This is a genomic window from Parapedobacter lycopersici, assembly GCF_040395035.1.
Taxonomy (GTDB): Bacteria; Bacteroidota; Bacteroidia; order Sphingobacteriales; family Sphingobacteriaceae; genus Parapedobacter; species Parapedobacter lycopersici_A.
Genome location: NZ_JBEBRB010000089.1, coordinates 1 through 9,475, shown reverse-complemented (window position 1 = coordinate 9,475; position 9,475 = coordinate 1). Strand labels below are relative to the sequence as shown.

Sequence of the window (9,475 nt, the reverse complement as noted above, 5' to 3'; positions counted from 1 at the left end):
TTTTTCTTTTTTTTCCGCTTGGCATAGCTTAATTTTTTTAAATGAATAAATTAATGATTATTTACTCAGTTCATCAATTTTACGATTGATAAACTGCGTCAGGGTCGGATCCGCAGCAAGATCCCTGCTTTTTTCAAAAGCAGCTACTGCTTCACGGTTCAGCCCAATGTTTTCGTAACTGGTTGCCAGGTAAAAGTAGGATTCCGCATCAGGCTGTAACGCCACAACCTTCTTAAAGCGGTCAATTGCCCGGTCAAACTGCCGGGATTGCATGGAAAACAACCCCAGGCTTTTATTCGCTCCGACATGGTCCGGATCGGCCTTAACGACTTCCTGCAACAAGGCAATACCGGCCATCGGGTTATTGGTGCCACTTACATATGCGCTACCCAGGCCGGTTTTGGCATCCAGGTCGGCAGAATTAATTTCCAGCGCCTGTTCATAGGCATTGATCGCGTAATCATTGAGCGCACGGGCAGTCACCGTATCCTGCAGGTTCGTATAGGCCGCACGGTAAGCGTCGCCCGCCTTCAGCCAGTAGCTAAACTGCGGATCAATTTTCGCCATCTCCTCGTACACAAATCCTAATGGAGCAGATTCATTCACATCGTCCCACTTGGCAGCAAGTTGCTCCAGCAGATCCAGCTTTGCTGTGCCCGATGCATCAGCCAATTTGGACTCCAGATCGGATATCTCCTGGATAATACTGGCGTTTAACCCCCTTTTGGCCTGCTGCGATACCAACTCAAAATTCACCGTATTGGCAGCGCCGGCCCCTGCGGCATCGGCCGTACTTTTATCTTCATTGACCAAACCTTTGATGGGTTGTGCTAATAAAAACCCCATCAATAAAACAACAGCGGTAACAGCTATGATTTGTTTGGTCCTGTGCATAATGGAACGCTTGAAAGGTCCGTGTTATTTGTTGCCGGTTTTCACCTTCTCAACAAATGTTTTAGCCGGCTTGAACGTGGGTACGTAATGCGCGGGAATAATGATCGCTGTATTTTTTGAAATATTACGGGCTGTCTTCTCTGCCCGCTTCTTTACCACAAAACTACCGAAACCTCTTACGTAAACATTCTCGCCACTAATCATGGCATTCTTCACCACCTTGAAAAAAGCTTCAACAGTTTCCTGAACATCTACTTTCTCTAACCCCGTCTTGTTAGAGATTTCTGCGATAATTTCTGCCTTAGTCATATCTATATTTTTGTAATTAATTATTTTTCAACACGTAAGCCCTTCCCATGTTGGGGATGCAAAAGTATTGCTTTAAAACGAGATCTTAAAATAAAATTGTTAAATTTTTGTAATGAAAGCCGCTCACCGTCCGCGGTTTCCGGGGTTGTATATCGGCAAATGTAACCGTACACGGATGTTTATGTCCGGAAGGGTCCTGCGAATTTGTAAAATGTTAGCCTGAATCCGGGGTGATTTGCCTAATATTGGGATGTAGATTGAAAACGACAGTGGGACAAATGGACCGGATAGCGGTCAGGAAAGGAGAACGACAGCAAATAGATTTTGACTGAATAACTCGATTGGAATGACAAAGAAATTGACACAAGCATGGCGCTGGTACGGACCGGCCGATTCGGTAACCTTAACCGACGTGAAACAGGCCGGCGCCACAGGCATTGTAACCGCCTTACACCACATTCCGCATGGGGATGTGTGGCCCGTTTCTGAAATTAACGAACGGAAGCGCATCATTGAAGAAGCAGGACTGCGCTGGTCGGTTGTGGAGAGCCTACCCGTGCATGAAGCCATTAAGACCCGCGGAGCCGGGGCGGATGCATACCTTGAAAACTACAGGCAGAGTCTGCGTAACCTCGCCTCCTGTGGAATTCACACGGTTTGCTATAATTTTATGCCGGTACTTGATTGGACGCGTACACAACTGGACCTGGAAATGGCGGATGGGTCAAAAGCGCTGTATTTTGACTGGAATGACCTTGCTGCGTTTGATCTCTTTATTCTCAAACGGGAACAGGCGGGGCAGGATTATCCTGAAGCTGTCCGAACAGCGGCAGAAAAAAGGTATCAGTCGTACACCTCACAGCAGGTGGAGGAGCTGTCTACCAACATACTGATGGGTATACCCGGCGAACGCAATATCGGACTTAGCGAGTTGCAGGAAAGTATACGGGCATACGGGATTATCGGGCATAAAGGGCTTCGTGAAAACCTGATCTGGTTCCTTTCCTCCATTGCGGAAGTATGCGAGGAGGCGGGGGTCTACATGACCATCCACCCAGATGACCCTCCCTATCCCATACTCGGCCTACCGCGTATTGCCAGCAATCGGGAAGACCTGCTTTACATCATCCGTACGGTGGACAGGGCCTTTAACGGCATCTGTTTCTGCACCGGGTCGCTGGGGGCCGGTGTAACCAACGACATCCCGGCGATCTTCGACGCCGTTAAGGAGCGCGTATATTTTGCGCACCTGCGGAATGTACGTAAGGATGCACAGGGTAGCTTCTATGAGGCGGACCACCTGGACGGCGATGTGGACATGTATGCGGTGATGCGGGCCCTGGTGGCGGAAAACCAGCGACGGGATACCCCGATACCGTTCCGGCCCGACCATGGACATCAAATGCTCGACGACCTGGGCAAAACCACCGCGCCCGGCTATTCGGCCATCGGGCGCCTTCGCGGGCTCGCCGAATTAAGGGGGCTGGAAGTCGGCATTCTCGGAAACAACTAATAGGAAATCAACATGGGTGCCGGTTATTTTTTAAGTGATCATTTTCTGCTGCAGTCCGATATGGCGATCAGGCTGTATGACGGATATGCCAAAGGCCTGCCGATTATTGACTATCACTCCCATCTTCCACCGGATGTTGTCGCCTCCGATACTGCCTTTCGGAACCTGACACACATCTGGCTGGCGGGCGACCACTACAAGTGGCGGGCATTACGGACACTTGGCGTTTCTGAACGATACATTACCGGCAATGCATCCGATGAAGAAAAGTTTTACAAATGGGCCGAGGCCGTCCCATACACGGTCCGCAATCCGCTTTACCACTGGACCCACATGGAGCTTCGCGACCCGTTCGGCATTACCGAGCTGCTGGGTCCGGACAACGCGACCCGGGTTTTTGAACGCGCAACGGGGATGTTGCAGTTGCCCGAATTCCGTCCGCGCGGCCTGTTGCGGCATTTCGGCGTGGAAATGGTAGGCACAACAGATGATCCGGCAGACGGTCTGGAACACCACGCTGCTATTGCCGCATCGGGGTTTGAAACCCGGATACTTCCGTCCTTCAGGCCCGATAAGGCATTCCAGCTGAATGGCGGCAATGTTTATCGGAGTTATATCGAACGTCTGCAGGCCAGCAGCGGCACCGCTATTGTAGACATTGACACGCTGCTTGACGCCCTTTGGAACCGATTGTATTATTTTCACCGGCACGGATGCCGCATTGCAGACCATGGACTGGATCAGCTGCCCCGCGCCCGTCAATTGCCTTTGCCCCTGGAAACCGTATTTAAACAGGTTCTTCAGGGCGATGACCGCAACGCCGCCGAGTATGAGGAAACTTTTACATACACGGTGCTATCCGAGCTATGCAAGCTTTATCACGACAAAAACTGGGTACAGCAGTTTCACCTCGGCGCCCTTCGGAATACGAATAGCCGACAGTTGCGGACGCTTGGCGCCGACACGGGATTTGATTCCATCGGCGACTTACCGCAGGCCGGTAGCATGCAACGCTTTTTTAATGCCCTGGAGGACGAGAACCGGCTAGCCAAAACCATTATTTACAACCTGAATCCGGCAGACAATGCGGTATTTGCAGCCATGACCGGCAATTTTCAGGCGGAGGGTATCAGGGGAAAGATACAATTCGGATCTGGATGGTGGTTCCTTGACCAGTTGGATGGCATGACCAACCAACTGAACACCCTGTCCAATATCGGGTTGATCAGCTGCTTTGTGGGCATGTTGACCGATTCCAGGAGTTTTCTTTCCTATTCGCGCCACGAGTATTTCCGCCGGCTGTTATGTAACCTGTTTGCGGAGGACATCAATAGGGGTGTTTTGCCTCGCGATGAGCAGTGGATCGGCAAAATCATTCAGGACATCTGCTACCATAACGCCAAGTCATTTTTTGCCTGATCCGCACGATCGACGATCCGGATGCCAGCCGTTTTCATCACCAATTACGGCATGTCCTTACTCCGGGTAAAGGGCACGAACCGCACGGGGATTAAGGCCGTTTTCACCAGTTCCCCGTTTCGTTTTTCAATTAAAACAAGGGTCTGCTCCTCCGTTTGAGCTCCGACCGGGACGATGATTTTCCCACCTTCCTTTAGTTGAGCAATCAGCGGCGGCGGGACTTCCTCGGGTGCTGCGGTTACAATGATGGCGTCATAAGGTGCTTTCTCCGCCCATCCGTTATAACCATCGCCGACGATCACCGTCACGTTTTTGTATCCGAGTTCGCTTAATAGCTGCTTCGCCTTCGCGCCCAGCTGCGGAACAATTTCCATGGTATATACCTCACCTGCCATTTCGGCCAGGATAGCGGCCTGGTATCCCGACCCTGTACCGATTTCCAATATCCGGTCATCCGGCGCGGGTTGAAGCAGCTGCGTCATCATAGCCACCATAAAAGGCTGGGAAATGGTTTGCCCATATCCGATGGGGAGTGGCATATCCCGATAGGCATCTTGCTGGCAGGCAGGCGGAACAAACCGGTGGCGTTCCACCTTCCGCATGGCTTCCAGTGTAGGGGCATGGTTAATTCCGCGGGGTTCGAGCTGCAGGCTGACCATCTCGGCACGCCGCTGACCAAAATCCTGCGGCAGGGCCTGTTGGTATGTGGCCAATACAATCAGCGCAGGCAAATATGTTTTGATACACATGACTGCCGGGGGTTTTCCCCTAATAACCACGCTGACCGTCAATTGTTCTAAATGTCAGGTTAATGCGTGGGGTTCGGATTTTTTTGGTTGGGGGTAATCGGTGAAGCCAGTGGGTCTGCGTGGTCCCCTTCATTAACAGCAGGCTGCCATGTGCCAGCACGATGGCAGTTTTTTCTCCGGTGAGTTTATGTTTAAAAGCAAATTTGCGTTCGGCACCAAAACTTAATGAGGCGATGGTTCCGTTTTTTTTCAGGTCTTTTTCCGCATCGCTATGCCAGGCCATCCCTTCCTGGCCATCATGGTACAGGTTAAGCAGGCAGGAGTTAAACGTTTCCCCCGCATGCCGCTCTACGATGTGCTTAAGCGCCTGTAATTCCCTCGTCCAGGGCAGGGCCTGCTTGGTGATATTAGAATAGGTATACCGGAAGGCCGAGTCACCATACCATGCCACCATGCGTTTCGTTTGGATGAGGCGTCCGAAAACCACCGCCTCATCGTTCTTCCAGGCCACCGCATGCAGCAGGTAGTCGAGGTAACCAGCGGCTTCCTGCGCGTCCATTATTTTTCCGAGATAGTTTACCTCGCCGTCCCGTGGCAATAAATTAGCCGCTTTATCCGTGCCGGTACCGAATAGATCCATCACCTACTGTTTTCTTACTGAGCGTATTGGAGCTGTGCGGGATCAGCGCCCATTTTGGCGCCTTCCCAGCCAATCATAGCCGTTTTCCGTGTTTCTCCCCACATGTAGCCGCCGAATGTACCGGTGGATTGGATGACCCGGTGACATGGAATTAGGAACGCTACCGGATTGCTTCCAATGGCAGTTCCTACTGCGCGGGACGCGCTTGGCATTTCAATTTGCTGTGCAATGGAGCCATAGGTGGTGAGCTGTCCCATGGGTATTTTCAACAGGGCCTCCCAAACCTTCAACTGAAAGGCCGTCCCTTTCAAATGTAGCTTCACTTCGGGAAGTTTCTCCCAGTCGCTTTGGAAAACCGAAAGCGCATCCTGCTGGATATCAACCGATTTATGACTCAGGCTGGCATTGGGAAATTTGACCTGCAGGTCGGCTATGGCCTGCTTTTCATCCGTGAAAAAGGCCAGGTGGCATACCCCTTTGGAAGTTGACGCTACGATCAGACGGCCAAACGGACTGCCGCCAAAATCATAAGCAATTTCCAGCTGCTTCCCGCCATTTTTATATGCTGCCGGAGTCATCCCCTCGATCTGTATGAACAGATCGTGTAGCCGGCTGGTGCCCGATAAACCTGTTTCGTAGGCTGTGTCAAACAACGTTGCTTCCCGATTTCCGCGTAAAACGCCCTTTGCATGGGTTAGGCTGGTATACTGTAGAAATTTCTTGGGACTAACACCGGCCCACTCGGTAAATAACCGCTGAAAATGAAACGGGCTTAGATTTACCTCCTCGGCAACGGCATCCAGGTTGGGCTGCTCTCTAAAATGCTGCCTGATGTAGTCGATCGCTCTGGCGATACGTTCATAGTTTAACTGTTGCTGCGTTTCCATATGATACCTGTTATTGGACAAAGATCTGAAGGTTTTATCGATAACGAAACCCGAAACTTGCTTTCGTTGAAAACGCGGTAACCGGCTATTTAGCCAAAGTGGCCAGGGATTCCGGCTGTAATTCAGCGTGTCCCTCCTGTTCCCTGTGCATATTTCCCCAATCGGAAATGCTGTTCAGCATGGGTTCTGCCGAATGGCCCAGTTCCGTCAATTCATACTCTACCCGGGGTGGCACCTCCGGATAAACAATGCGACGGACCATTCCGTGCTTTTCCAGCTCCCGCAATTGCGCTACCAGCATGCGTTCCGAAATACCGGGAATACATTTCAATAATTCGCTGTATCGCATTTTACATTTTATCAGGCTAAATAAAATGGTCGGCTTCCACCTTCCGCCGATGATCGACAAGGTATAGTCCATTCCGCAATTCCGAATCAGACGTGTTTCGTTGAGGGAATTGGTAGAGTTCGGTTTACGCATACTTACTTTTTTGTTAGTACTTAACAATTTTTACAGTACTAACAAAAGTAAGGCTTTCCCTTTACTTTTGTTTCAAGTTATTAATTAAAAATTAATCAGATGGAAAAACTACAGAACAAGGTGGCGCTGGTTACGGGAGCGAGCCGGGGTATTGGTGCCGCTATTGCAAAAAGATTCGCCCGTGAAGGAGCCTCCGTAGCCCTTACTTATCAGACTTCAAAAGACAAAGCCGAACAAGTGGCACAGGAAATCAGGCAACTGGGCGGCAAGGCCATTGCCCTTCGGGCAGACGGTGCCGACCCGCAGGCCGTCATTTCGGCGGTGGATAAAACCGTTCAGGAATTCGGCGGATTACATATACTGGTTAACAATGCGGGGATTGCCTTCTATCATGACATTAGCCAGCTTACACTGGAAGACTTTGACCACATGATGGCGGTCAATGTCCGGGCCGTATTTGCGGCTTCACAGGCGGCAATAAAATACCTGGGGGATGGCGGACGTATTATCAATATTGGCAGCTGCCAGGCCGAAAGGATGCCCGACCCCGGAGGTTCACTTTACGCGATGAGCAAAAGTGCGCTGGTGGGCTTAACTAAGGGAATGGCGAGGGATTTGGGCTCCAGGGGCATTACAGTGAACGTCATTCATCCCGGCCCCATTGATACAGACATGAATCCGGCCAGCGGCCCGACTTCTGCTTATCAACGTTCATTGATGGCCCTCTCCGATTTTGGAACCGCCAACGATATTGCCGCGCTCGCAACCTACTTAGCCGGACCGGAAAGCGCTTATATGACGGGGTCGGGTCTTACCATCGATGGTGGAACAAACAGTTGATAACGAACGGATTGTCCGGCAAGTATACGATGAACTATCCCTTTCGGGCACACCGGGCAATATATATTCCACCCACCGCTATGTACTGCCTGTCTTGGTCTCAAACGCCTCCGATCCGAAACGCTCGGGGGCGTTGCTTTATTGCCCGGCATTGCTTTTCCTTTTTGCTAAATAGCTATCTATACCATAAGCATGTCCCTTGACCGCTCCCAGCAAAAGGCAGCCCGCCGCGCCAATCCAAACCGAATAGTTCAACGTTGATTTTATTCCAAACGAAATGGTCATCGCTATAGCAAAAAGCGCCAGCAGGACAGCAGATCCGTAAGCAGCCCACTTGATCCGATACCCCACCAAAAGCAGTACGGCCAAAACTACCTCAAGTGCATTTGCGGCGCAGGCCAGGAACTCCCTCAGGAACTCCGGGACGAAGCTGTTTACCTGATTTGAGTAGAGGAGAAATTGCTCCCAGTTTCCCCAGGTGGCATTGGGGCTGCCCGGTTTTCCCCAAAAGCCGAGTCGATCCGCAAATTAATAACAGATATTTATACAGTTCAATATCGTGTAATCAAAAACGTTGAAGCTGATTAACGGCAGCCCTCTGAAAATTTTCAGAAGATTGCCGTTAGAAAAGGACACTGAGGTGTATCCCTGTTTCTTTAGAATTTATAAGTCACCCCCGCATTCAGTACGGACACCCCATATCCCAACTCGGCATAGGCACCGATTTTGTTGGTAAAAAACCAACGTCCGCCTACAAACCCGGTAAAACCAAGACCACTGCCGTAGCTATTGGCATAGGCAGCAGCATCCCCGTCTGAGGAGTACTTGGCGATATTGTAGCCGAGCATGGCACCACCATAGACGTCCAGTTTTGGTACATTGGTAAAGCCATTGTAATGGTAAGCCCCGCGAACGCCAACAATGGTGTAGTTCCACTTGTACGTATAGGTACCGCTTGTATACTTGTAGCCGGTATTGCCGATGTAGCCACCAAGGCTGATCACGCCGGGGCCACCGATATCCCACATACCGTGGTCAACGGACAAAGAAATGGCCGGCCGGGCTTTGCCGAGACCGCCCAAAGCAGTTCCCAAGCCAATACCGAGATTGGCTGCGGTGGTTCCATTCTGAAATTGCTGCGCCTGGGCAGCGACGGCGATAGCGACCGCCATAAGGGTAAAGATTGCTTTTTTCATTGCTTTTTAAAATGTATGGTTAAAATGATCTATGATTATTCTTCTTTGCATTCGCAGCTCACACCCGCCGCAACCCCCCCCCCAGAAGTGGTTTCTATGTAATTGGAACGAGCAATGGTAAATTCAGCTTCGATGGGCACCAGCGCAACCTCTTGTGGATTTTCTACGCCTCCTTCCCATTTCATAACCGTTCCGGTGATGCGAAACCGTATCTGTTGGTCAGAGTTTTCCTCTACGGAAAGGGTAATCTCACCTTGGTTTCCATGCCTCCCTTTGTCATATTCAAACCCGTCAAGCTCCGGAGCACTTAATTGTAATGCATGAAAGAAATTGGCCGTGTAAGTTGTGCCCACAGGGGTTTCACCATTGAACTGGGCTCCGTCAGACGAGAAATCGAATACCGGATCTCTTGATCCATTCGCTTTTGTTTGTACAATCGAAAGAAGAAACCCTGCATCTCCTTCCGCAGGATATGAGGAGGAATTTAAGATGATGTTGTCTTGCCCGAAGCGGTTTGGGAGCGTCGTCTGCCCGTCAATCGTGATTT

General features: G+C 50.7%; 11 protein-coding genes and 1 pseudogene. 3 read left to right on the top strand and 9 right to left on the bottom strand.

Going from position 1 to position 9,475, the window contains the following annotated elements; all coding sequences use genetic code 11:
- Nucleotides 1-57 precede the first annotated feature (57 nt).
- Nucleotides 58-894 carry a tetratricopeptide repeat protein gene (locus ABWO75_RS12570; protein ID WP_353186049.1) on the bottom strand — a complete coding sequence of 279 codons (837 nt, stop codon included), beginning with the start codon at nt 892-894 and terminating at the stop codon, nt 58-60.
- Between the two features lie 24 nt (nt 895-918).
- The gene (locus ABWO75_RS12565; RefSeq protein ID WP_257658538.1) at nt 919-1,203 is read right to left on the bottom strand and encodes an HU family DNA-binding protein; all 285 of its coding nucleotides are present in this window, start codon (nt 1,201-1,203) and stop codon (nt 919-921) included.
- Between the two features lie 346 nt (nt 1,204-1,549).
- Here ABWO75_RS12565 and uxuA point away from each other — a divergent pair, with 346 nt between their 5' ends.
- On the top strand, nt 1,550-2,716 hold the full coding sequence (uxuA, locus tag ABWO75_RS12560; RefSeq protein WP_353186047.1) for a mannonate dehydratase: 1,167 nt from the start codon (nt 1,550-1,552) through the stop codon (nt 2,714-2,716).
- A gap of 12 nt (nt 2,717-2,728) precedes the next feature.
- On the top strand, nt 2,729-4,135 hold the full coding sequence (uxaC, locus tag ABWO75_RS12555; RefSeq protein WP_353186045.1) for a glucuronate isomerase: 1,407 nt from the start codon (nt 2,729-2,731) through the stop codon (nt 4,133-4,135).
- A gap of 44 nt (nt 4,136-4,179) precedes the next feature.
- On the opposite strand, the gene ABWO75_RS12550 is transcribed toward uxaC, so the two are convergent.
- The 4 genes from ABWO75_RS12550 to ABWO75_RS12535 all read right to left on the bottom strand — a co-directional run bounded on the left by ABWO75_RS12550 (nt 4,180) and on the right by ABWO75_RS12535 (nt 6,892).
- A complete protein-coding gene (locus ABWO75_RS12550) occupies nt 4,180-4,884 on the bottom strand; it encodes a protein-L-isoaspartate(D-aspartate) O-methyltransferase (RefSeq protein WP_353186043.1) in 705 nt (234 codons plus the stop codon).
- A gap of 19 nt (nt 4,885-4,903) precedes the next feature.
- On the bottom strand, nt 4,904-5,524 hold the full coding sequence (locus ABWO75_RS12545; protein ID WP_353186041.1) for an alpha-ketoglutarate-dependent dioxygenase AlkB family protein: 621 nt from the start codon (nt 5,522-5,524) through the stop codon (nt 4,904-4,906).
- A gap of 14 nt (nt 5,525-5,538) precedes the next feature.
- The gene (locus tag ABWO75_RS12540; RefSeq protein ID WP_353186039.1) at nt 5,539-6,411 is read right to left on the bottom strand and encodes a methylated-DNA--[protein]-cysteine S-methyltransferase; all 873 of its coding nucleotides are present in this window, start codon (nt 6,409-6,411) and stop codon (nt 5,539-5,541) included.
- Nucleotides 6,412-6,496: 85 nt separating this feature from the next.
- Complete coding sequence (locus ABWO75_RS12535; RefSeq protein ID WP_353186037.1) at nt 6,497-6,892, bottom strand: winged helix-turn-helix transcriptional regulator; 396 nt, start codon at nt 6,890-6,892, stop codon at nt 6,497-6,499.
- A gap of 99 nt (nt 6,893-6,991) precedes the next feature.
- Here ABWO75_RS12535 and ABWO75_RS12530 point away from each other — a divergent pair, with 99 nt between their 5' ends.
- Nucleotides 6,992-7,732: an SDR family NAD(P)-dependent oxidoreductase gene (locus tag ABWO75_RS12530; RefSeq protein WP_353186035.1), complete on the top strand. Its 741-nt coding sequence runs from the start codon at nt 6,992-6,994 to the stop codon at nt 7,730-7,732.
- A 138-nt stretch (nt 7,733-7,870) separates the two neighbouring features.
- Here the strand turns inward: ABWO75_RS12530 and ABWO75_RS12525 are convergent.
- From ABWO75_RS12525 to ABWO75_RS12515, 3 genes and pseudogenes are all read right to left on the bottom strand, one after another.
- Nucleotides 7,871-8,149, bottom strand: a pseudogene (locus ABWO75_RS12525) (MauE/DoxX family redox-associated membrane protein); the annotation flags it as partial.
- A 239-nt stretch (nt 8,150-8,388) separates the two neighbouring features.
- Complete coding sequence (locus ABWO75_RS12520) at nt 8,389-8,928, bottom strand: hypothetical protein (RefSeq protein WP_353186033.1); 540 nt, start codon at nt 8,926-8,928, stop codon at nt 8,389-8,391.
- Nucleotides 8,929-8,963: 35 nt separating this feature from the next.
- A partial coding sequence (locus ABWO75_RS12515) for a hypothetical protein (protein WP_353186031.1) occupies nt 8,964-9,475 on the bottom strand: 512 nt, incomplete at its 5' end.

Coding starts and splice junctions, on each gene's coding strand:
- ABWO75_RS12570 (WP_353186049.1), bottom strand. CDS start 894: ATGCACAGGACCAAACAAATCATAGCTGTTACCGCTGTTGTTTTATTG.
- ABWO75_RS12565 (WP_257658538.1), bottom strand. CDS start 1,203: ATGACTAAGGCAGAAATTATCGCAGAAATCTCTAACAAGACGGGGTTA.
- uxuA (WP_353186047.1), top strand. CDS start 1,550: ATGACAAAGAAATTGACACAAGCATGGCGCTGGTACGGACCGGCCGAT.
- uxaC (WP_353186045.1), top strand. CDS start 2,729: ATGGGTGCCGGTTATTTTTTAAGTGATCATTTTCTGCTGCAGTCCGAT.
- ABWO75_RS12550 (WP_353186043.1), bottom strand. CDS start 4,884: ATGTGTATCAAAACATATTTGCCTGCGCTGATTGTATTGGCCACATAC.
- ABWO75_RS12545 (WP_353186041.1), bottom strand. CDS start 5,524: ATGGATCTATTCGGTACCGGCACGGATAAAGCGGCTAATTTATTGCCA.
- ABWO75_RS12540 (WP_353186039.1), bottom strand. CDS start 6,411: ATGGAAACGCAGCAACAGTTAAACTATGAACGTATCGCCAGAGCGATC.
- ABWO75_RS12535 (WP_353186037.1), bottom strand. CDS start 6,892: ATGCGTAAACCGAACTCTACCAATTCCCTCAACGAAACACGTCTGATT.
- ABWO75_RS12530 (WP_353186035.1), top strand. CDS start 6,992: ATGGAAAAACTACAGAACAAGGTGGCGCTGGTTACGGGAGCGAGCCGG.
- ABWO75_RS12520 (WP_353186033.1), bottom strand. CDS start 8,928: ATGAAAAAAGCAATCTTTACCCTTATGGCGGTCGCTATCGCCGTCGCT.